Consider the following 20,922-nt stretch of genomic DNA (forward strand, 5'->3'; position numbering starts at 1 on the left):
ACTGGAACTCCATCCATCGGGGGGCGCGCGCGATTGACGTCGGGCACTGTCGGCGATACTTGGCGGCGCTCTACTCGCCCGAGTGGTCGGAGCAGCTTCGGTCGCTCTATGAGTCGATCGCCGGGGTGACTCTCGATCCGTGGTGGGACCTGTATGCCCTGCTGCATTATGACGATAGCGGGCCGAAGTGGATCCGTGGTCAGGTCGCTGGGCGCCGTCGCGTCGATGTGCCCGGCATGACTTCCCGGGTCGAGGTCGTTGTCGAGACGGCGCTACGGCGCCTCGGATAACTGCGGGTTCCCTGCTGGTCGCTCTTCCGGTTCTGGCATGCCGCACAGACCCCTGCACGAAGGCCGGTCGCACTCACATCAATCACCGGCTAATAACGAGATACCACACTAGATCGTGGGCGCGTGGCGACGCCGGTACAGCCACATGCCGCCAAAGGCGAGGCTGGCGCCACCTAATGCGGAGGCACCGGCCTGGAGGGCCTCGGCTCCGGCGTCGTCCACCGACGCGTCGGTCGGATCTGCCGGCAACGTTGGCACGTCGAGCTTGTACTCCGGGTAGTTGGGCTCCGGGTTCGTCATGTTCCCATGGTGCTGCGGGTCGTAGTTCGGGTAGTTGGGCTCTGGGGTCGTGTTTCCATGCTGCGGCTCCGGGGCCTCTCGTGCCGACGCATCGGTCGCCGCGATGCTCGCAGCGCTCAACGCAAGTGCGGCTATGGCGACGGCTGAATACTTGCGGTTCATGATTCCTCCTCTTCGAGTGGTTGCGGCGTACGGTTTCAGGCGGGGTGTGGCGCCGCGTGGTCGCGGCGTCGCTGGACGCCGAGGGTGATGCCCAGCCCGGCTCCGCCGAGGGCGATGCCGCCGAGCGCACCGAGCGCGACCGAGGTCGTGTCCAGTCCGCTGTCCTGCTCGACAGGGCTGACCTCGTACTGCGGGTCGTAGTTCGGGTAGGTGGGAGGTCCCGGGTTCGGCACAGTCGCCGGTGGCTCCGGCGGGACGTAGGGATCCTGCATGCTGCTGGCGGTCGCCGGCGCGGCGGTCGCCATGAGGGCGAGCAGGATGCCGGCGCCGCTCGCCGTCAGCGCGGCCAGACCTTTCCTCCGGGCCGGGGATGTGGGTTTCGCTGCGTGTGCGGACATGATTCGTGTACTCCTGTCCTCGAGTCCGGCGGGACCGCTCGCTGCGGTCCGGGTACGCCGGTCGCTCGGTGTTCCTGTTGTCGCGCAAGGCGGTATCGCGTCGGTTGGGGTGCGGTATCACGGCGGTATCGCTGCCGTTGACGGGCTGGTTCGGGGGGCCGAGAGTCGAGGGGTGGGTATCTCAGTTCTCGGCCCGCTCACGATCGAGGGGGACCAGAAGGCGCTCGGACGACGCGACCGGGTCGTGCTTGCAGCACTCGCCGTGCACCCCGGAGACGTGGTCAGCGCCGAGGAACTGGCCGACGTGGTGTGGGGGGAGCAGGTACCTGCCTCTTGGCCGAAGGTGGTGCAGGGCTGTGTAGTCCGGCTCCGCAAAGTTCTCGGTGTCCACGCGATCGAGACCTTGCCGCTGGGCTACCGCCTCGCCGTACCGCTGGACGAGATCGACGCGCAGCGGTTCGAGCGCGCGGTCGGCCGTGCTCGCGAACTGCTGGCGGCCGGGGACGCTGAGCGGTCCGCTTTGGTTCTCGCGGATGCGTTGACGCTGTGGCGGGGTCGCCCTCTCACCGATCTGGACGGGTGGGACGTTGGCCGGATCGAGGCGGGGCGGCTGGAGGAGTTGCGGCGCGCGGCGGAGGAGCTGTACGTCGAGGCGGCGTTGCGGTCGGGGCAACACGACAAGGTCATGGCCAAGGCGCAAGGTTTCGTGGCCGAGGCCCCGCTGCGCGAACGCCGCTGGGTTCTGCTGGCGACGGCGCAGTATCAGGCCGGCCGTCAGGGCGAGGCGCTGCGGACCATCCAGCGGCTGCGTAGCGTGCTGGATCGTGAGCTCGGCTTGGACCCGAGCCCGGACATCGATGTGCTGGAGCAGGCGATCCTGCGCCAGGACCCGTCATTGGTGGTGGAGAGCGCGCTGCCGGAGCCAAGTCCGGACTGCCCGTATCTCGGCCTCAAGTCGTACGACGTGGACGACGCGGACGGCTTCTTCGGCCGGGATTCCGATGTCGCGGCGTGCCTGCGCAAGCTGTCCGAGAGCTCGGCGCTGGCGGTGGTTGGCCCGTCCGGTTGTGGCAAGTCCTCGCTGGTGCGGGCAGGGGTCGCGCCTGCTTTGCGGCGGGATGGGACCCGCGTCGTGGTGATGACGCCTGGGACGCATCCGGTCGCCGCGCTGGCCGATGCGATGCCGGCCAAGGGCGCGCCGCCGGCGCTCGTCGTCGATCAGTGCGAGGAGGTGTTCTCGCTGTGTCAGAACACCGCCGAGCGCGACACATTTCTGACCGCGCTGAGCGCCCACCAGGCCGTGGCGCCGCTGATCTTGTCGTTCCGCGCCGATCGGCTGGCCGACATCTCCTCCCATTCCGGATTCGCCCGCATCGTGGAGCAGGGTTTGTATCTGCTCGCCGGCATGACCGAGACCGACCTACGGGCAGCGATCGAACATCCGGCCCGACTGGCCTCACTGGTCGTCGAGCCAGGTCTGGTCGACCTGCTGGTCAACGACGTCGCCGACCAGCCGGGCGCACTTCCGCTGATGTCGCACGCACTGGCCGAGACATGGCAACGGCGTGAAGGCCGCACTCTGACGGTGGCGGGATACCACGCCTCGGGCGGGATCCGGGGTGCGGTCGCCCAATCCGCCGAGGAGATCTACGGGCGAATCCCGGCAGAGCAGCGCACTGTACTGCGCGACCTGATGCTGCGCCTGATCACACCTGGCCCGGAGGGTGAGCCGATCCGCAGCCGGCTGCCACGGCGGCTGGTTGTCACCGGGCCTGAGAACGACGCGATGATCGATCTGCTCGTTGGCTCCCGGCTGGTCACCAGCGACGCTGGTGTGGTCGAGCTCGCCCACGAGTCGCTGGTCCGAGCCTGGCCACGACTACGCGGGTGGCTCGACGAGGACCTCGAAGGTCAGCAGATCCTGCACCATCTCGCCACCATGGCCGACTCCTGGGACACGCTCGGCCGCCCCGACAGCGAGCTCTACCGCGGCGTCCGCCTCGCCGAGGCGCTGGACTGGCAAGAGCGTACGACGCTTGCCCTGACAGCGACCGAACAAGACTTCCTTGCCGAGAGCAAGCGACTGTCGGAGGCCGAGCTCCGCGCCGCCGAAAGCCAGGCCCGGCACCAGGTCCGCGTCAACCGCCGCCTCCGCGCCGCTCTGAGCGCCGCGGCCCTCCTGCTCGTCGGCGCACTGATCGCCGGCGTCGTCGCCGTCCGCCAGGCCGAACGCGCTGAACGGACGGCGACCAGCGAGCTCGCGCGCCGGGTCGGGGCACGCGCACAGCTGACCAAGGGCATCAGCCACTCGCTGCTGCTCGCCGCGCAAGGCGCCAGGCTGCACGACTCCCCTGAGACCCGGGCAAACCTCGTGGCGGCGATCGACAAACACCCCAAGTTGGTCAGATCGTTCCCTGCCCCAAGCGGGTCTGTGAACACCATCTCGGTGTCTCCCGACGGAATCCGGATCGCTGCCAGTGGCGACCGGGCGGCCTTCGACCTGTTCGACCCCGGTACGGGTCGGGTAACCGACTCATACTCGTTCGCACCGCAGGGCGTCGCGCCTTCGCTCAGCCTTGTACTCTACAGTCCGGACGGCCGGTACCTAGCGGCCACCGCCAGCCCTTCGATGATTCGGCTGCTCGACGCCGAGACCCTCGACCCGCTACCCCTCGCCGTCCCGCCGCGCACCGGCCCGTACCTCAACATCGCCTTCAGCGCCGACTCACGGTATCTCGCTGCCGGCGTCATGGCGGTGCCCGGACAGCCTGACAGGGGGGTGCGGCTGCTCGTGTGGGACCTCGGCTCGGCCGGCAGAGCGCCGCGCGAAGTGGCCGTCCCGCGTGGGGACCAGGGCATCGCACTCAGCCCAGATGGCCAAACCATTTACAGCGGGTCGCCACTCACCGCTTACGATGTGGCCACGGGCAAGCGAAAGTGGCAGCGCCCCGACCTCCGAGGCTCGCTCAACACTGGCATCAGCACGCGAGGCGACCTGCTGGCGCTCCAACTGTCGAACCAGGACGGGACGTACAGCACAGGTCTGGTCGACGCGCACGCCGGCAAGACCGTCAAGTTGCTGCGCGGGCACGCGGGTCCGCCCGGCCGCCTAGCCTTCTCCGGTGACGGCACGCTGCTGGGCTCGGCTTCGCAAGACGGGGAGATCATCGTCTGGGATGTGGCCACCGGCACGCCCCGCGACCGCATCAAGACGTCGAAAGCGTCGTCGGCCGTCGGCTTCAGTCCCGACGGCCAGACGCTGTACACCGGCGGCAACGAGGGCGTCATCCGCGTCTACGACCTGTCCGGGCACCGGACATACGTTCACCGGACGCACGCCGTGCCCGCGCGTGACTACCTGCACGTACTTGCCTCCGACGACGGAAGGACGACGGCCTACCTGTGGCGCTACGGCAAGGACTCCTGGGTGAGCTTCGCGGACACGACGACCGGCGCCACCACCAGACCCGCGCGTCTCGGCCTCCAGCTGGGAGAGAAAACATCGACGGCATCGTGGTGGTCCGCAACGTGGCAACCGAACGGCCGGCACCTCGCCATCAACGATATCGACGAGATCGCAGTTGTGGACTCCCAGACCGGCACGGTGCGCAAGGAGAACCTGGGCCTGCACATCTTCTCGATGACCTACGTCGAACACGGCGACCGGCTCGCCGTCGGCGACTCGCTCGGCTACCTTCGGTTCTTCGACGCGGAGACGCTGCTGCCCAGCGAAACGGTCCCAGGGCTGGCCATTCTTGCTGCGGGGTCACCGGACGGTGAGACCGCGGTGCTTTTCATCATCTCCAAGACCAACTCCGACGAGCACTGGCAGACCATCCATACTGCCACCGGCACGGTGATCTCGGAGGGCGATCTGCATGGGCTGAACGTCAACGACGCGACGTATTCACCCGACGGTCGCCTTATCGCGGTCATCGGGCTCAACGGTGAGGTGCTCACCATCGATGCGCAGTCGAGACAGGTCAGACGCGCGCCGACTTCCGGACACAACGGTGCAGGCCTGTCCGTCCGCTTCTCACCCGACGGCTCACACCTGGTGTCGGGCGCCACGGACGGCACCGTCAGCCTCTGGGACGCGCACACACTCGACCTCCTCGGCACCGTCACGATATTCAGCGGAGCCGGGCCGGTCGCCGTTTCGCCAGCCTTTGCTGAGGGCAACGATATTGTGACCATCGCCGCGTACGATGGACAGACGTACCGCTGGGACACGCGCCTCGATCAAGCCATCGCCTACGCCTGCACAATGGCGGGTCGCAACCTCACCCGCGAGGAGTGGACCCAGGCGTTCGCCGACCGCCCGTATGAGAAGACCTGCCCCTGATCTCGGCTGCCCCGGACCACACGCCTGGGGATACGACGATGCACGACGCCTTTCTCAGAGGGTGGTTGGTGGGCCGGCGGTGATTCGGGTGCGGACGTCGTGCATGCGTTCGGGGGAGTGGTGGGGCATTTGCCAGCGGGTTTCCAGCCACCAGGTGGCGCCTGCTTCTGACCAGGGTTTGATGAGGGTGGCGGCAGCGGTTGGGTTGTCGGCGGGGGTTTCGCCTTCGGCGATGATGTCGAGGGTGGGGGAGGCGCCGTGGTCGGTGAGCCAGGTGCGGAGGTTGCGGAGTTCGGTGGGGGAGTCTTGGTCGGGCGGGTATTGGGGGAGTACGCCGTCGACGCGCAGTACTCGGCGCATTGACTTGGGTCTTGGCCAGGCGGCTACTACCCAGATCGGGATGTGCTCTTGGACCGGGCGTCCTACCTGGGCTAGGTCGTCGCGGGCGCACGTGTAGTTGTAGTGCTCGCCGTGATAGGTGGAGCGGCCGGCCCAGAGTTCGCGGATGAGGTCGATGCCCTCGTCCATCATGGCTGCTCGGGTGCGGAGGTCGAGCTCCTCGCCGGTGAGTGGGAGGTCGGTCTCGACGGCGCCGAGGCCGATCGCCAGGGTTGCTCGGCCGGAGGAGATCTGGTCCAGGGTCGCGACCTGGCTCGCTACCTTCCACGGTCGGCGCCAGGGGAGCGGGGTCAGCATCGTGCCCAGGCGGATCCGGTTGGTCCGGGCGGCGATGGCGGACAGCAAGCTCCACGCGTCGACGCCGTACGCCGCCTCCCAGACGAACACGCCGTCCCAGCCGGCCTCCTCGGCGAGCACCGCCTGCTCGAGCTGCTCGACCGCCGTTCCACCCGGAAGAATCACGCCGAATCTCATGTCACCTTCCTACCCACTCCCACCGACAGAACAGCACCCACCTTGAGGTCGGAGCGGTGGTTGGGCGAGGGTCCGCCCGACGGGGGAAGTCGCCGCGTGGGAGGGGCGGTCGTTGGGGTGAGGGCTCGCCCGACCAGGTGGGGGAAGTTGCCGCGCGAGAGGCGGGTGGTTGGGGGGAGGGTCCGCCTGGCCTGGTTGGGGGAAGTTGTCGCGTGGGAGGAGTGGTGGCTGGGGTGGGGGTTCGCCCGGGGAAGTCGCGGCTTCGGGCGACGGCTCGGCGTACCTTCGAGTGGAGGAGGGGCGATGGGTGTTGACGTGTTGACGGAGGTTGTGATTGATCGGCCGGTGGTGGTTGTGGCCGAGTATGTGACGGATCCGTCCCATGCGCCGGAGTGGTACGCGAACATCGAGTCGGTCCGCTGGCGGGGTGAGTTGCCGGTGGTGGTCGGGGCGCAGATGGAGTTTGTTGCACGGTTTCTGGGGCGGCGGCTCGTCTATACCTATGAGGTCACCGAGTTGAATGCGCATCATCGGCTGGTGATGCGGACCGCGCAAGGGCCGTTCCCGATGGAGACCACCTACGAGTGGGCGCCGATTGTCGGCGCGGCGACGCGGATGACTCTGCGCAATCGTGGCGAGCCGTCAGGTTTGGCTGGGATGGCCGCGCCGCTGGTGTCGGCCGCGGTGCGGCGCGCCAACGCCAAGGATCTGGCCACGCTCAAGACGTTGCTCGAATCCCGCTGAGCGGGCTAGGCATGCGGAGCGATGAGGTCGAGGAGATGCTGGTGGGTTTCGGAGTCGGCGGCGGCGACGAGGCCGGGGTTGGTGTGGAGAGGGTTGCCGTGGAAGTCGCTGACGGTGGCGCCGGCCGCTCGGCAGAGGATGGTGCCGGCCGTGAAGTGAACGCTATCGCGGAGGCTGCCGTCGGTGATGTACGCCGCTTGGCGCCCGACAGCGACCCAGGCGAGCGCAAGGGTGGTGGACGAGACCCGGAGCGCGAAGGCCTCCCGGATCTTCTCGTCCGTTAGCAGTTGGGCGCCGAGAAACTCCGTGCCGGGCGGTCCGTCGATGTCGATGTTCACCATCCGCGAGGTCGCGGACGGGACGACTGCGGTGTCGACACCGTCGCGGCGGATGGCGACCGTGGTTCCGTCGGTCCAGAAGATCTCGCCGGTGAGTGGTTGAGCGACCGCGGCGACGTCCCCGGTCGGACTTTGCAGCGCGACATTCACGGAGAACAAGGGGTTCTGGGCCGCGAAGTTGAGGGTGCCGCAGAGCGGGTCCACCAACCAGGTGCGAGCCGCCTCACCACTGGCGCCGTACTCCTCGCCGATCACGGCGTCGTCGGGACGCTCGCCCTGGATGACGGCGAGGATCGCGCGTTCGGCCTCCAGGTCCGCCTCGGTGGCGAAATCGGTCGCCGACTTCGCGTACCGCTCCAGCACGCCACCGAAACGATCCCGGACCACAGCGGCGCCGGCCTCGGCTGCCGCGATCGCCACCTCGACATCACGCAGTTCGCTCATACGGCCATCCAACCTCACGCGGTACGCCGAAGTCACCGGCGACCCGGCCGCGATGGTGGACCTTGCCGTCGACAACGTCCTGGCTATCCTCGACGGGAATCCCCGATCCCCGTGGCGGTGACTGTATGAAGGTCGACGGTCTCTTCGACATCTCCGGACGTACGGCGCTCGTCACCGGATCCAGCCGGGGGATCGGCCGGGCGCTGGCCGAGGGGCGCCGCTGACCGAGTTCACCGACGAGGACTGGCACCGGCTGATCGACACCAATCTCACCAGCGCGTTCCTGATGGGCCGCGAAGTAGCCCGCCGGATGGTTCCGCGCGGGCACGGGAAGATCATCAACATCTGCTCGGTGCAGAGTGAGACCGTGCGCCCGGGCATCGCGCCGTACGCCGCGACCAAGGGCGCAACAAGGCGCTGGTTGCAGACGAGGAGTTCAGCGCGTGGGTCCGCAAGCGCACGCCGGCCGGTCGGTGGGGACAGCTCGAGGACCTGATCGGCGCGCTGATCTTCCTGTCCGCGCCGGCGTCCGACTTCGTCAACGGCCAGGTGCTGTACGTCGACGGCGGCATGCTCTCCGTGCTCTGACGAGAGTGCGCGCGGGCCGCCGTCGGGGGGCTGGTCGGTGGGGGACTAGCGGCGGTAGACGGCGGTTAGGTTGCCGTCGGGGTCTACGGACTTGAGGATGGCGCCGGTGATCTCGGCGAGTTGGGAGATCTGTTCGGGGGTGAGGACGTCGATGACGTGTTCGCGGACGGTGGCTACGTGGCCGGGGGCGGTGGCGCGGATCTTCTTCCAGCCGGTCGGGGTGAGGCGGGCGTTGGTGGCGCGGGCGTCCTCGGGGCAGGGGAAGCGTTCGATCAGGTCGCGGTCCTCCAGGCGCTTCACGACGTGCGACAACCGGGGGAGGGTTGCGTTCGTCTGCTGGGCGAGCGCGGTCATCCGCAGGGTGCGCTTCGGCGCCTCGGAGAGCATCGCCATCACGTAGTACTCATAGTGCGTGAGCCCCGCGTCCCGCCGCAGTTGGGTGTCGAGGACGCCGGGCAGGAGCTCGAGTACGGCGGCCAGCCGCACCCAAGCAGTCATCTGGCCGTCGTCCAGCCATCGCGTCGTCATGCCGACCATTCTGCCAGCACCAGATGGTTGTAGCTACAACCATCTGGTGCTATCGTGATGGTTGAAGGTACAACTATTCGAGCTCAGGAGAGAGTCATGACGCACGTCAGCATCATCGGCAAGGGCAACATGGGCCAGGCGATCTCGGCCGTCGTGGAGCAGGGTGGCAGCACCGTCGAGCTGTTCGACTCCGGTGACTCCGCCCGCCCGGTCACCGGCGACCTGGTCGTACTCGCGGTGCCGTATCCGGCGCTCGCCCAGGTGCTCGCCGAGCGCGCCGACCAGCTGGCCGGCAAGGTCGTGGTCGACATCACGAACCCGCTGAACTTCGAGACCTTCGACTCCCTGGTCGTCCCCGCCGACGGTTCGGCCGCCGCCGAGCTCGCCGAGAAGCTGCCCGAGTCCAAGGTGCTCAAGGCCTTCAACACCACCTTCGCCGCCACCGTCGCGACCGGACAGGCCGGCGAGGTGCCGACCACGGTCCTGATCGCCGGTGACGACGCCGAAGCCAAGGACCTGCTGGCCGCCGTCGTCAGCAAGGGCGGCCTGCGCGCCGTCGACGCCGGACCGCTGAAGCGCGCCCGTGAGCTCGAGGCCCTCGGCTTCCTGCAGCTCACCCTCGCCGTCGGCGAGAAGGTTGCCTGGACCGGCGGTTTCGGCCTGGTCTGAGCAGCACAACGTCTGAAGCAGGACAACGTCTGAAGCAGTACGACGTCTGAGCTGTACAACGTTGACCCGGGAACCCGTTGTATTAGGCGGGCCTCCCGGGTCTCCGTAGGTTATGGAGAATCTCTTTCGCTTGATGCTTCTGCGGCCCGCGGTCGGACAGGACCCCGAGCAGCCGTCGATCGAACTCGAGCAGGAGTCCGGGTATCAGGACGCTCTGCGGGCAGTCGTGGCATCCGGGGGTGGGCGCCAGGGAATCGAAGCGGTGTCGGCCGAGTTCGCCGGCTCCGACGACTTCGTACCGGGGATCGGCGACACGCCACTCGGCCGCCGGCTCGACGAGCTCGCGGACGGGATCGACGCACTCGAAGCCACCGGTGACGTGTCGTGGGAGGAGATCGCCAACGCGATCGAGGACCAGTTCGGCAGCTCCGCGGCTGACATGGTGGACGGCGACGCGTACAAGGAGACCGTACGGCGCCTGCGGGACAGTCTGATCGCGATCAAGGTGCTGCAGCAGCTGCACAGCCGCCCGATCGAGCGGCTCACCAGGCAGCTGCGCACCGCCGAACTGATCGCGGATGTCGCGGCCGAGCACACCCCGGGTATGACCGCCCGCCGCCGGCGCCGTTCGCTGCGACTCCCGGTCGAGCTCGAGCTGAAGTCCCGGCTGTCGACCAGCGACGCGCAGAAGGAGCTGGAGGAACAGCGGCAGAAACTCCTCGACGACCGCCGCAAGCGCGTCGATGAGCTACTCACCGAACACGAGGCGCTGCGTGGCGCGGTCTCCGAACTGGCAGGGCTCGAATCCATCCACTTCCGCGCCACCGAGCTCGTCGCGAGCGAACACACCACCGCGCCGGATGTGACGGTCCTGACGAATGCGGTGAGCAGCGCGGCGACGTACACCCAAGTGCTCCGCGCGCAGCACCTGAAGGGCCAGGTGGGCCGCGAGGGGGAAAATGGAGGCGAGCCCGATGAGAGAGCTGGGGCGCTGCAGATCAGCACACCGTACGCCGAACTCGCGCAGACTCTCGTGGCAGCACCGGATGTGGTGCTGTCCGCTCGCGCGGGGTTCACGCCGGTCGCACTCGCCGAGCTTGGGTTCGTGCTCAAGCCTACCGCGGCCGACCGGCTGTCGAAGACGACGCAGGCCGTACTGAAGAAGCGCGGCGTCGACCTCGGTACGACGCCACTGGACAAGATCACCCAGCGGCTGCAGGCCGACCTGGCGACGACCGTGAGCGAGCTCGAGCTCGTCGCCGGGCATCCCGAGAAGCGCTCGTTCGTCCGGTTCGGCGACGCACTGATCTCCGTCACGACGCCCGTCACCACCGGGTGGGGTGTGCTCGGAACCGGCGGGGTCCTCGGCTTCCCGCCGTTGCCGATGAGCGGAAGCGTGCCGCAGACCAAGGGTGCCGTGGCGCCGGCCGGGGTCGCGGATCTGTTGCTGGTCAAGCAGCAGCTGACCGGCTACGAGGCCGTCGACGTCGCGCATATCGAGAACGTGCTCAAGGGTGAGCTGAAGTCGCGTGAGCACACGCGCCGCGAGGAGAGCGAGACGATCACGGTCTTCGAGACCGAGACGAGCACGACCGACGAGCACGAGCTGGAGACGACCGACCGGTTCGAGATGACCCGAGAGGCGAGCGAGACGATCAAGGAGGACGTCGCGCTCAAGGCCGGCCTGAGCATCTCCGGTAGCTACGGCCCGACCGTCGAGTTCGCCGCCAGCGCGGAGGGTTCGTTCTCCCGCTCCAAGGAAGAGGCGACCAAGTCGGCGACGACGTTCTCCCAGGACGTGACCGAGCGGACCTCGCGCAAGATCGCCCAGCGCGTGCTGAACCGTACGACGATCCGCGCCCTGACCGAGACCATCGAGAAGAACGTCCACACGCTCGACAACACGACCGGCGCCGGGCACATCTCCGGCGTCTACCAGTGGGTGAACAAGGTCTACCAGGCCCAGATGTTCAACTACGGCCTGCGGATGATGTTCGACTTCATGGTCCCCGAGCCCGCGGCGTTCCTGATCGCGGCGATGGAGTCGGCGCAGAACAGCGCACTCACGCTGACCAAGCCGCCGGACTTCACGCTCACCCCGGCCCAGCTGACCGAGAGCAACTACGCGTACTGGGTCAAGGTCTGCGGAGCCACCGACGTCGCGCCGCCGCCGGAGCTCTTCCGCACCAAGTCCGCCGACTTCAAGGGCGGTGGCGGGGACAGCAAGACCAACTACAACCACTCCGCCCAGATCACCATCGACGACGGCTACCGCGCGGTGTTCGGCAGCGTCGGCATGGTCTGCAACATCTGGGAGGCCGACTTCAGCGTGGACGTCGTCCTCGGGCGCCGGACCCAGCGGATGGGCAACGGCCAGTGGCTGTTCACGACGCCGCTGGACGACGAGCGCGACTCGATCCCGCTCGCGATCGACAGCTTCCACGTCTCGCAGGTCGCGGTCGCGATCGAGGTGAAGTGCCAGCGGACCGACCGGGCGCTGGACAAGTGGCGGCTCGAGACCTACGCGAAACTGCTTGCCGCGCACAACGCGCAGGTGTCGGACTACGAGGAGAAGCTCGCCCAGCTCAAGCTCCAGGCCGGCGTGGCGATCCGCGGCCGCAACCCGGGGACGAACCAGATCACGATCCGCCGGGAGCTGCAGAAGAACTGTCTCAGCATCCTCACCGATCAGCATTTCGACCTGTTCGACGCGGTCGTCGACTCACCGGTCAACGGTTTGCCGCAGGTCGACGTACCCGAGGCGGCCGCCGAAGGCGCGTACGTGCGGTTCTTCGAGCAGGCCTTCGAATGGGAGCACATCACCTGGGTCAGCTACCCGTACTTCTGGGGCAGCAAGAACCAGTGGGACGAACGGCTCGGGTACGACGATCCCGATCCGGCGTTCGTGGACTTCTTGCAGGCCGGCTTCTGCCGGGTGAGCGTGCCGGCCCGGCCCGGCTTCGAGGGGGCGATCGACCACTTCCTCACCTTCGGCGAGATCTGGAACGGCGGCCCGCTGCCGACGATCTCCAGCCCGCTGTACCTGCCGATCGCCGACGAACTCGCCGAGCGACTCGACCGGCCCGGTGACGAGGTACCGCAGGGTGAGCCGTGGATCGTCCGCGTGCCGACCAACCTGGTCAAGCTCCGCGCCGACGACGCGTTGCCGGTCTGGGAGCAGAACGAGGACGGCGACTGGGTCGAGGCCTGATGGGCGACATCTCCAGGCATCGGGACATCTTCCTGTTCACCAGGGAGACCGTCCCGCCTGCGGTCCTCGACGGCGCTCGGCTGACCGCGGACGACCTGACCTATCTCGAGCTCGGCAACTATCTGACCGACGTCTCCCAGTTCCGCGACCCGGTCACGTACATCTTCGCCAAGCAACGGATCTGGCGGGACTTCGTCATCCCGCAGACGAAGGATCAGACCCAGTTGCTGCGCGGCCTGGCGGCTCTGGGCGCCGGTGCCGCGCTCGCGGCGTCGCAGTACCTCAAGAGCCTGACGTCGGGTACGGCGGCCGACGTGATCGAGGGCGCCGGGATCGGAGTAGGCGCGATTGGCGGCATCCTCGCCCTGCTGCCCTCGGACACGTACGCCGACCTGGCCGGTGCCGACACCTGGATCGACACCCTGCTCGGTACGCCGATCGATCGGGCAGCTGCCAATGACGCGAAGCACTACGGCTATCTGGGTGAGTTCTTCCGGCTGTTCATCGAAGGGGCGACCCACTTCCTGTTTGCTCAGGACGTACAAAAGCGTTCGGACGGCACTTGGGGCACGATCAAGCCGATCCCGGCCAACCGGGTCGACGAGGTGTACGACGAGTTCTTCACGCAGTACTACCCACATGAGCACACCGACCAGCCGCCGTACGTGTGGGATGCGAGCAAACGACCCTCGAAGCCGCTCTATCAGCCAAGCCGTCGACAGGCGAACCTGAAGGACGGCGACGTCGGGGTGATGAACGCGGTGGATGCCCACTACGTCACCTACCTGGCCGAAGGGCTGGCCGGGCTCGAGGATGACTGGCGGGCCCTGAAACGCGAGGACTCCGCAGGTCGGCAGCGGCTGCTCGTCCGGCTCGGCAAACTGCTACACGGCGTCGAGGACTGGTTCTTCCATTCCAACGTGGTCGAGCTGGTGGAGCTGCGTGGCTTCCGGCCCGCCCAGCTCGATGGTGAGAGCGACGAAGACTTCCTCAAGCGGTTCGTGGCCGACGTCGCCAAGCGCCGTCCCGAGTTCGTCGCCGCGGACGCGACCGAGCGGCTACGGTTGCAGCGCAAGCTCTACCGTCGCCTGCGCTTCCCGGCGTACGACGCAGGCACCAAGACGCAGAGCGCTGGTCGGCTGAGCACCAGCCGGATGTCGACCCCTAGTCTGCGGCACGCCTACCCTGCATTCCCGTCGGCGCAAGACACAGCGCACACCTTGCTGCACGCGCTGGAGAATCTCGAACACAAGGCCACCGGTGAACCCGGTGAACTGCCGACTCCGATCAAGGACGCGCTCGCGCAGTTCAACCTGGAATCCCTTGGCACGTTGGCGAAACCTCTGGTCGTCGCCGGCGCCACCCACAAACTCCGGGAGTGGGTCCCGTTGATTCTGACCCTCCTCAGCGAGGACGAGCGTCGCAGGCTGGCCGCCAACGTGGCCCCCGAACACTGGCCGCTCGCGGCGGGCGCGGCGAAGCCGGAGCGCAAGGGCGACAAGACCGAGGTGGATCTCCAACTCGAACGCCACGCCGCCGCCCTCGAACCGCGGAAGCGGGACGACGGCCGGACCGAGAGCAACTACGACCAGTTCGTGCGCTACCTCCACGACCGCGGTCATCTGAACGAGCGCGGCCGCCAAGCACTACTCGCCGCGTTCGCGATCGACCACAAGGCCGAGCAGCTACCGACCGCGGCGCCCGGCGCAGGCGGGTTCCTGATGCGCTTCGCCGTACAGGATCTCCAGGTCTTGCTGGACGAGGGCGACGCGGCGACCGCGGCACTGAACAAGAAGGCCGACTCGGTCTTCGGCCAGGCCTCCGACAACGGCGCCTTCAACGAGATCGTCGGGTCGCACTCGCTGATGTCGAAGGACACGCTGACCTCGGTGCCGTTCTTCGAGGACGCGCGGGTGCTCGCGAGCGTCGCATCGTCCAGCGTGTGCACGATCCTGCTGCAGCAGGTCGCCGTACCGAAGGCCGATCGCCGGCTGGCGTGGGAGGAGGTGCTGCATCACCTCATCCGGTTCCCGCCGTCCAATGGTGGCTGGGAGCGTCGCGCGTTGGCGATGTACGCCGCTAAGCAGCAGATCCCGAGGTACGCCGACCTGCCCGAGTTCGCGCGGCTCGTCGAGGGGTCGCTGCGGCCGGTCGGCGCCCAACCGAAGCAGCCGAAACCGAAGCAGTCCAAGCGTGCGGACCTGGAAGAGCGTTACCGGCGGCTCGAGAGCGAGCTGTCGAACTATCGGTACCCGTGATGGAGGAGCCATGCCGTTGAAGTCGTACGGCGTACTGGTCGGCCGAGTGGTCGGCGCACGCCGGGAGAGTGGATCGGACACCCCGCACTACCAGATCCAGTTGGTGGAACCGGACGGGACGAACTACCGGATCGCGGTGAACGTGAAGTCGCAGGAGTACCCGTCGGAGCTGCTGTACCGGGTCGACGAGGACTTCCGGCATCCGGTCACCGCACAGCTGACCGGGCTGGCGCCGGGGTGGCACCGGCTCGACACCGGACCGGCCGGGGTGAACCTGGACTATGTGCGGCAGACGCTGTTCGATCGCACGTTGTTGCGGCCGCTGCCCGCCGATGTGCAGGGACCAGGCAACGATCTCAGCGACCTGCTCGACGACCAGGTGCAGCGGGCGATCCGGGAGCCGGCCGCGGTCGTGTACGCGTTCGGCGAGCGGTGGGGGCCGGAGGACGGCGTACCGGACAAGATCTTCGGGTTCCGGCCCGGCAACGGGGTGCACGACATCCACATGAACCAGGGGAACGTCGGCACGTTCCGCAAGGACGACGGGGTCTGGCAGGACGGCGCGCTGATCATCGGGTTGCCGGACCAGCAACGCTGGGTGGGGATCTTCCTGGCGTTCCAGAGTCAGTCGTGGCACACCGACGACAAGACCGGCCACACCATCGTCGACGCACCGGTCGAGGAGTTCGGTGCCGAGGCCGTACGGATCGTCGCCGCGTTGATCAACCCGGTCGGCCCCGCGCCGGAAGCCGAGACGATCACCGTGCTCAACGCGTCACCCGATCCGGTCGACCTGACCGGCTGGCACGTGGTCGATCGCGCACTGCACGTCGGCCCGATCCCAGCAGGTGTCCTCGAGCCCGGTGCGACGCTGTTGATCCACCTGCCGCCGACCGTCCAGCTGGGCAACAAAGGTGGCGAGATCACTCTCCTCGACAACGCCGGGTTGAAGGTGCATGGCGTCGCCTACACCGCCGAGCAAGCCCAACGCTCCGGCTGGACCGTCGTGTTCTAGCGCAGCAGCGCTAGCCGGACGCCGAGGCCGATGAAGATGCCGCCCGTGGCGGTGTCGATGTTGCGTCGCGCCGTACGACGGGTGCGCAGCCAGCTACCGATCCGGCCGGAGAGCAGCCCGACCGTCCCGTCGACGAGGAACTCGAGCACGATCAGGATGGCGCCGAGGACAACGAACTGCAGCCAGACCTGCCCGCGCTGGGGATCGACGAACTGCGGCAGGAACGCGATCGTGAAGGTCACCATCTTCGGATTCAGCAGGTTCGTGGTCAGGCCCGCCAGATACGCCCTCCGCCCGGACATCGCGGCGCCGGCGGAGGGTGCATCGTCGACGGCGTCGTTCCGGTGCCGGATCATCTGCACACCGAGGTAGATGAGGTACGCGGCGCCGACGATCCGGACGGCGGTGAAGGCCACCGGCACCGCCGCGAACAGCGCGACCAGCCCGGCCGCTGCCAGCGCCACATGCACAGCCTCACTGGTGGCAACACCGGCTGTCGCGAGCAGACCGGCTCGCGGTCCGCTGCGCATCCCGCAGCCGAGGATGAACAGCATGTCCGGACCGGGCGTGATCATCGCGATCGTCGTCGTCAGCAGGAAGGCGAGCAGAAGGTGCTGGTCGATCAGCATGCCGCGAGTCTTTCACGCACCACCGACAGGATCTGACCACATGGTGGCAAGCGCTTGCCAGACGGGTGTGGATGTCTGACAAACTGTCGGCCCATGGGTGAGCCTCGGGTGATCAATGACAACGGCGCGTGGTGCTGGTTCCAGGACGAGCGGGCGCTGGTGGATCCGGTCGGCCAGTTGCTGGTGGTCGGGTCGATAGCGGCCCCGGAAGGTCCTGGGGGAGCTGAGCGGGCCGGCAACGTCGAGTTGACCGTCGTCGATCTGCGATCCGGTTCGAGTGAGGTCGTCGTACTGCATGAGCGGTTCGAGGCGGACGACCACGATGTGCCGGCGTTGTGGCGTCGTACGGATGGCCGCTGGCTGGCGGTGTACACGAAGCACAAGACCGACGACCTGACGCGGTGGCGGGTGAGCGCGCCTGGTGATCCGCGGACTTGGGGACCGGAGCGGACGTTCGACTGGAGCGAGTTCACCGGCGGTCGCGGGGTCACGTACTCCAACCTGCATGAGCTGGACGGACGGCTGTACTGCTTCGCGCGAGCTGTCAACGACGACCCGTGCGCGCTGGTTTCCGACGACGAGGGCGACACCTGGAGCTACGCAGGCAAGCTGTTCACCCGGCCGAAGGTCGGCTACGTCAACGGGTACACGCGGTACGTCTCGACGCCGACTCGCGTCGACCTGGTGACGACGGATCACCATCCGCGCGACTACGACAACTCGATCTACCACGGCTACCTCGAGGCCGGTGCACTGCACCGAACCGACGGAACCGTCGTCGACCCGGTCGCGCTCGACGGCGAAGCGCCGTCGCAGGTGGAGCTGACCACTGTGCTCGCGGCCGGGTCGAAGTGGGACGGCGAGCCGATGACGCACTGCTGGACGATCGACATCCGGCGCGGAGCGGACGGGTCGCTGGCCACCGTCCTACTCGCTCGCCACGACACTCCGGAGAATCCCGAGGACGCGTTCGCGCGGCAGCATCCGGTGCCGGATCACCGCTTCTTCTACGGTCGCCTCGCTCCCGGCGGCAAGTGGCAGGTCCATCACCTGGCCAAGGCCGGAGCGGGTCTGCTGATCCACGAGAACGACTACACCGGGCTCGTTGCGATCGATCCGTACGACCTGGACTCGCTCTACGTCTCCACGCCGGTCGACCCCCGCGACGGGACCGTACTGGCGCACCACGAGATCTTCCACGCCCGTACGGCGGACGCGGGCGCAACCTGGACGTGGACACCGGTGACGGAGGACTCCGGGACCGACAACCTCCGCCCGATCGTCGCGCCCGGTGATCCCGCGCGCGTCCCGCTGCTCTGGTTCCGCGGCGGCATGACCGCATCCCAGCACTACGACTGCGAGATCGTGCTGCGGGACACTCCGAGACAGAGATAGTACCAAACGGTACCATCTCGTCCATGGGTGTTCCGGTACGGCGGTTGTGGGTGGCAGTGCTGTGCGGATACCTCGCGTTCGGGGCGACGTTGCAGGCATTGCCGACGTACGTGCCGGAGAGGTTCGGCGGGGGTGCGCTGGAGAGTGGGACCGCGGTGGGGATCGCGTTCCTGGCGACCGCGTGTGCGCGTCCGTTCGCGGGGTGGCTGGCGGATGCGGGGTGGTCGCGTCCCGTCGTACTGGCCGGGGGAGTTCTGGCGGCTGTTGGTGGCCTTGGGCAAATGGTGGCGCCGGACCTGGTGGTGTTGCTGGCGGCCCGGCTGGTGATGGGAGCGGGGGAGGCGGCGTTGTTCTCGGGCGCGCTGCCGTGGGTGCTGGCCGGGACCCGGATGTCGCAACGCGGACGGCTGGCGGGGTGGTTCGGGCTGTCGATGTGGGGCGGACTGGCAGCTGGGCCGGTGATCGCGTCGCTGGTGGGGGACCATCGGGTCTGGTGGGTCGTGGTGGGGCTCGCCGTCTCGTCGGCGATCCTGGTGTCGACAACGCGCGCCGATGCGAACCGGGTCGAGCCGCTGGTCCGGATCCGCCGGGTCCGCGATCTGGCGCCGGCCGGCGTACCGTTGCCAGGAGCAACCATCGGGCTGGCGGCGTACTGCTACGGCACAGTCGCCGCGTTGCTGGTCCTGCGCCTGCGTGCCGACGACATCGCGGTCGACCACGTCGCGCTCACGGTGTTCGCGGCGGCCTTCCTGGTGGTGCGGTTCGTGGGCAGTCCGCTGGTCGATCGGTACGGCGGTCGCACGGTCGCGGTGTGGACCGTCGCGCTCGAGATCGTCGCCCTGGTCGGCCTTGCGGTCGCGACCGGTCCGGTGAGTGCGCTGGTGTTCACCGCGTTGGCCGGGTGCGGCATGGCGTTGGTCTATCCGGCGTGTGTGTCGATGACCCTGGATCGGGTGCGGGGACTGCGTCCGGGGGTGTCGATGGGCGTCATGACGTCGTTCTGGGATCTCGGCGTGATGGTGGCGGGTCCGCTCGGCGGGCTCGTGGCGGAGCAGGCCGGGTTCGAGGCCGCGTTCTTCGTGGCGGCCGGCTTCGCGGCGGCGTGCGTTGTCGTGTGTGCCGTGTTCCTCAGGCCGCGTCCAGCAGCGTCTCCACGATGACGCGAGCCTCCGCGCCGAGCCCGGGATCCCGGTCGATGGCACTGATCAGCGTCGCGCCTTCCAGTACGACGACCAGTTGGCGGGCCGTGGTCTCGGGATCGCGGAAGCCGGCCTCGCTCAGCAGTCGGCGGAACAGGTCGCGGTAGAAGGCGAGATGCTCCTGGGCGAGACGTCGCGGCGCGCCGTCCCGGCTGCGATCCTCGGTGGCCGCGTTCATCATCGCGCAGCCGTGGAACCCGGCTTCGGCGTACCAGCCCGCGACCAGGTCGAAGACGGCCAGAACCCGTTCGCGGCCAGGATCGGCTTGCTCGACGGCGTGGTTGTACCAGGCACGGACCCGCTGCGTGCGATCGATGAGAACCGCCTCGACCAGGCCCTCCTTGGAGCCGAAGTTCTTGTAGATGGTGAGTTTGGACGCGCCGGCCGCCTCGACCACGTCGTTGATCCCGGCCGCGTGGATGCCGCGCCGGATGAACACGTCCGCCGCCGCCGCGAGGATCCGGGCCTTCGTCGCCTCCGGGTCCAGTCGTTCTCCGGCCTTGACCGGCATACCGCACCACCTCCTGCCGACCAGAATACCGATCGGTGTTATCTCTCTGGCGCTAGATAAGAACGATCGGTACTATCGCCGTCATGATCAACGGCTGGACAGCACCGGGATTCGAGGACGTGGCCGCGGCGCTCGAGCGGAACTTCACCGACCGCGCCGAGCTGGGTGCCGCCTTCGCGGCGTACGAGCAGGGGCAGCTGGTGGTCGACCTCTGGGGCGGCACGGCGGATCGGGAGACCGGCCGGGCCTGGGATCGTGACACGGTCCAGCTGATGTTCTCCGGGACCAAGGGTCTCGCGGCGGCGTGCGTACTGCTGCTGGTCCAGCGCGGCCAGGTCTCGCTCGACGATCCGCTCAGCCGCTACTGGCCGGAGTTCGGTGCCGAGGGCAAGGGCGGCATCACGATCGCCGAGGTGCTGTCCCATCAGGCCCGGCTGCCCTGGGTCGAGGCCGGGTACGCCGATCTCCTCGACCATGACGTGATGGCCGCACACCTGGCCGCGCAGGCGCCGGCGGCGGATCCGCGGGCCGCGTTCATGTACCACGCGATCACGTGGGGCTGGCTCGTCGACGAGCTCGTACGACGCGTGGACGGCCGCACCGTGAGTGAGTTCTTCGCCGCGGAGTACGCCGTACCGCTCGGGCTGGAGGTGTGGATCGGCCTGCCTGAGGAGCTGCATTGGCGCGCGACCACGATGGTCGCGCCGGAAGGTGTTCTCGTCGACGGACCGTGGACGGAGTTGCATCGGCCGAATCCACTGTGGGTGCCGGGGGCCGAGAAGATCTGGAACAGCTTCGAGTACCGCACCGCCGGACTGGCCGCGGTCGGCGGGTTCGCGACGGCTCGCGGGATGGCGCGGTTCTACGTGTCACTGGTCGGCGAGGTGGACGGCGTACGCATCCTGACCCCGGAGACGGTCGAGCTCGGATCCCTCGTTCTGGGGTGATCGGCTGCTGTCCTGGACCGCACCGAACCCGCGCACGCTGGAGAGCTCACAGCGGACGTTCACGCCGAACCCCGACGA

At 68.1% G+C, this 20,922-nt stretch carries 17 protein-coding genes and 1 pseudogene; 11 read left to right on the forward strand and 7 right to left on the reverse strand.

All coding sequences use genetic code 11. From position 1 onward, the window contains the following. Window positions 1–290, forward strand: a 290-nt coding sequence (locus AB0E63_RS43785) for a hypothetical protein (RefSeq protein WP_360380032.1), incomplete at its 5' end; no start/stop codon positions are given. 108 nt (window positions 291–398) lie between these two features. Here AB0E63_RS43785 and AB0E63_RS43790 read toward each other — a convergent pair. Next, window positions 399–752, reverse strand: a complete 354-nt coding sequence (locus AB0E63_RS43790; protein WP_360380035.1) for a hypothetical protein — start codon at window positions 750–752, stop codon at window positions 399–401. A gap of 35 nt (window positions 753–787) precedes the next feature. Continuing rightward, window positions 788–1,150, reverse strand: coding sequence for a hypothetical protein (locus AB0E63_RS43795; protein ID WP_360380037.1), 363 nt, complete (start codon window positions 1,148–1,150; stop codon window positions 788–790). Between the two features lie 172 nt (window positions 1,151–1,322). Here AB0E63_RS43795 and AB0E63_RS43800 point away from each other — a divergent pair, with 172 nt between their 5' ends. Beyond that, window positions 1,323–5,495 carry a BTAD domain-containing putative transcriptional regulator gene (locus tag AB0E63_RS43800; protein WP_360380040.1) on the forward strand — a complete coding sequence of 1,391 codons (4,173 nt, stop codon included), beginning with the start codon at window positions 1,323–1,325 and terminating at the stop codon, window positions 5,493–5,495. Window positions 5,496–5,549: 54 nt separating this feature from the next. Here AB0E63_RS43800 and AB0E63_RS43805 read toward each other — a convergent pair whose 3' ends face one another. Next, window positions 5,550–6,368, reverse strand: coding sequence for an LLM class flavin-dependent oxidoreductase (locus AB0E63_RS43805; protein ID WP_360380043.1), 819 nt, complete (start codon window positions 6,366–6,368; stop codon window positions 5,550–5,552). 303 nt (window positions 6,369–6,671) lie between these two features. Here AB0E63_RS43805 and AB0E63_RS43810 point away from each other — a divergent pair, with 303 nt between their 5' ends. Further along, window positions 6,672–7,112: an SRPBCC family protein gene (locus AB0E63_RS43810; protein ID WP_360380046.1), complete on the forward strand. Its 441-nt coding sequence runs from the start codon at window positions 6,672–6,674 to the stop codon at window positions 7,110–7,112. A gap of 5 nt (window positions 7,113–7,117) precedes the next feature. Here the strand turns inward: AB0E63_RS43810 and AB0E63_RS43815 are convergent, their stop codons facing one another. Beyond that, the gene (locus AB0E63_RS43815) at window positions 7,118–7,894 is read right to left on the reverse strand and encodes an inositol monophosphatase family protein (RefSeq protein WP_360380049.1); all 777 of its coding nucleotides are present in this window, start codon (window positions 7,892–7,894) and stop codon (window positions 7,118–7,120) included. Between the two features lie 256 nt (window positions 7,895–8,150). Here AB0E63_RS43815 and AB0E63_RS43820 point away from each other — a divergent pair. Next, window positions 8,151–8,482, forward strand: a pseudogene (locus tag AB0E63_RS43820) (SDR family oxidoreductase). 45 nt (window positions 8,483–8,527) lie between these two features. Here AB0E63_RS43820 and AB0E63_RS43825 read toward each other — a convergent pair. After that, on the reverse strand, window positions 8,528–9,010 hold the full coding sequence (locus AB0E63_RS43825) for a MarR family transcriptional regulator (protein WP_360380052.1): 483 nt from the start codon (window positions 9,008–9,010) through the stop codon (window positions 8,528–8,530). 96 nt (window positions 9,011–9,106) lie between these two features. Between AB0E63_RS43825 and AB0E63_RS43830 the strand changes: the two genes are divergently transcribed. The 4 genes from AB0E63_RS43830 to AB0E63_RS43845 all read left to right on the forward strand — a co-directional run bounded on the left by AB0E63_RS43830 (window position 9,107) and on the right by AB0E63_RS43845 (window position 16,163). Next, a complete protein-coding gene (locus AB0E63_RS43830) occupies window positions 9,107–9,679 on the forward strand; it encodes an NADPH-dependent F420 reductase (protein WP_360380055.1) in 573 nt (190 codons plus the stop codon). Between the two features lie 133 nt (window positions 9,680–9,812). Then, on the forward strand, window positions 9,813–12,890 hold the full coding sequence (locus AB0E63_RS43835; RefSeq protein ID WP_360380057.1) for a hypothetical protein: 3,078 nt from the start codon (window positions 9,813–9,815) through the stop codon (window positions 12,888–12,890). Continuing rightward, complete coding sequence (locus tag AB0E63_RS43840) at window positions 12,890–15,148, forward strand: hypothetical protein (protein ID WP_360380060.1); 2,259 nt, start codon at window positions 12,890–12,892, stop codon at window positions 15,146–15,148. The genes AB0E63_RS43835 and AB0E63_RS43840 overlap by 1 nt, the downstream gene beginning before the upstream one ends. Before the next feature lie 10 nt (window positions 15,149–15,158). Next, window positions 15,159–16,163, forward strand: a complete 1,005-nt coding sequence (locus AB0E63_RS43845; RefSeq protein ID WP_360380062.1) for a DUF2278 family protein — start codon at window positions 15,159–15,161, stop codon at window positions 16,161–16,163. Here AB0E63_RS43845 and AB0E63_RS43850 read toward each other — a convergent pair. Next, on the reverse strand, window positions 16,160–16,792 hold the full coding sequence (locus tag AB0E63_RS43850) for a LysE family translocator (RefSeq protein ID WP_360380064.1): 633 nt from the start codon (window positions 16,790–16,792) through the stop codon (window positions 16,160–16,162). The genes AB0E63_RS43845 and AB0E63_RS43850 overlap by 4 nt on opposite strands. A 93-nt stretch (window positions 16,793–16,885) precedes the next feature. Here AB0E63_RS43850 and AB0E63_RS43855 point away from each other — a divergent pair, with 93 nt between their 5' ends. Beyond that, a complete protein-coding gene (locus AB0E63_RS43855; RefSeq protein ID WP_360380066.1) occupies window positions 16,886–18,187 on the forward strand; it encodes a BNR-4 repeat-containing protein in 1,302 nt (433 codons plus the stop codon). Between the two features lie 23 nt (window positions 18,188–18,210). After that, window positions 18,211–19,347, forward strand: coding sequence for an MFS transporter (locus AB0E63_RS43860; protein WP_360380069.1), 1,137 nt, complete (start codon window positions 18,211–18,213; stop codon window positions 19,345–19,347). On the opposite strand, the gene AB0E63_RS43865 is transcribed toward AB0E63_RS43860, so the two are convergent. Then, window positions 19,316–19,897, reverse strand: coding sequence for a helix-turn-helix domain-containing protein (locus AB0E63_RS43865; RefSeq protein WP_360380072.1), 582 nt, complete (start codon window positions 19,895–19,897; stop codon window positions 19,316–19,318). The genes AB0E63_RS43860 and AB0E63_RS43865 overlap by 32 nt on opposite strands. A gap of 83 nt (window positions 19,898–19,980) precedes the next feature. Between AB0E63_RS43865 and AB0E63_RS43870 the strand changes: the two genes are divergently transcribed. Then, window positions 19,981–20,844 carry a serine hydrolase domain-containing protein gene (locus AB0E63_RS43870; protein ID WP_360380074.1) on the forward strand — a complete coding sequence of 288 codons (864 nt, stop codon included), beginning with the start codon at window positions 19,981–19,983 and terminating at the stop codon, window positions 20,842–20,844. Window positions 20,845–20,922: the final 78 nt, after the last annotated feature.

The organism is Kribbella sp. NPDC026596 (assembly GCF_040638415.1).
Classification (GTDB): Bacteria; Actinomycetota; Actinomycetes; order Propionibacteriales; family Kribbellaceae; genus Kribbella.

Coding starts and splice junctions, on each gene's coding strand:
- AB0E63_RS43790 (WP_360380035.1), bottom strand. CDS start 752: ATGAACCGCAAGTATTCAGCCGTCGCCATAGCCGCACTTGCGTTGAGC.
- AB0E63_RS43795 (WP_360380037.1), bottom strand. CDS start 1,150: ATGTCCGCACACGCAGCGAAACCCACATCCCCGGCCCGGAGGAAAGGT.
- AB0E63_RS43805 (WP_360380043.1), bottom strand. CDS start 6,368: ATGAGATTCGGCGTGATTCTTCCGGGTGGAACGGCGGTCGAGCAGCTC.
- AB0E63_RS43810 (WP_360380046.1), top strand. CDS start 6,672: ATGGGTGTTGACGTGTTGACGGAGGTTGTGATTGATCGGCCGGTGGTG.
- AB0E63_RS43815 (WP_360380049.1), bottom strand. CDS start 7,894: ATGAGCGAACTGCGTGATGTCGAGGTGGCGATCGCGGCAGCCGAGGCC.
- AB0E63_RS43825 (WP_360380052.1), bottom strand. CDS start 9,010: ATGACGACGCGATGGCTGGACGACGGCCAGATGACTGCTTGGGTGCGG.
- AB0E63_RS43830 (WP_360380055.1), top strand. CDS start 9,107: ATGACGCACGTCAGCATCATCGGCAAGGGCAACATGGGCCAGGCGATC.
- AB0E63_RS43835 (WP_360380057.1), top strand. CDS start 9,813: ATGCTTCTGCGGCCCGCGGTCGGACAGGACCCCGAGCAGCCGTCGATC.
- AB0E63_RS43840 (WP_360380060.1), top strand. CDS start 12,890: ATGGGCGACATCTCCAGGCATCGGGACATCTTCCTGTTCACCAGGGAG.
- AB0E63_RS43845 (WP_360380062.1), top strand. CDS start 15,159: ATGCCGTTGAAGTCGTACGGCGTACTGGTCGGCCGAGTGGTCGGCGCA.
- AB0E63_RS43850 (WP_360380064.1), bottom strand. CDS start 16,792: ATGCTGATCGACCAGCACCTTCTGCTCGCCTTCCTGCTGACGACGACG.
- AB0E63_RS43855 (WP_360380066.1), top strand. CDS start 16,886: ATGGGTGAGCCTCGGGTGATCAATGACAACGGCGCGTGGTGCTGGTTC.
- AB0E63_RS43860 (WP_360380069.1), top strand. CDS start 18,211: ATGGGTGTTCCGGTACGGCGGTTGTGGGTGGCAGTGCTGTGCGGATAC.
- AB0E63_RS43865 (WP_360380072.1), bottom strand. CDS start 19,897: ATGCCGGTCAAGGCCGGAGAACGACTGGACCCGGAGGCGACGAAGGCC.
- AB0E63_RS43870 (WP_360380074.1), top strand. CDS start 19,981: ATGATCAACGGCTGGACAGCACCGGGATTCGAGGACGTGGCCGCGGCG.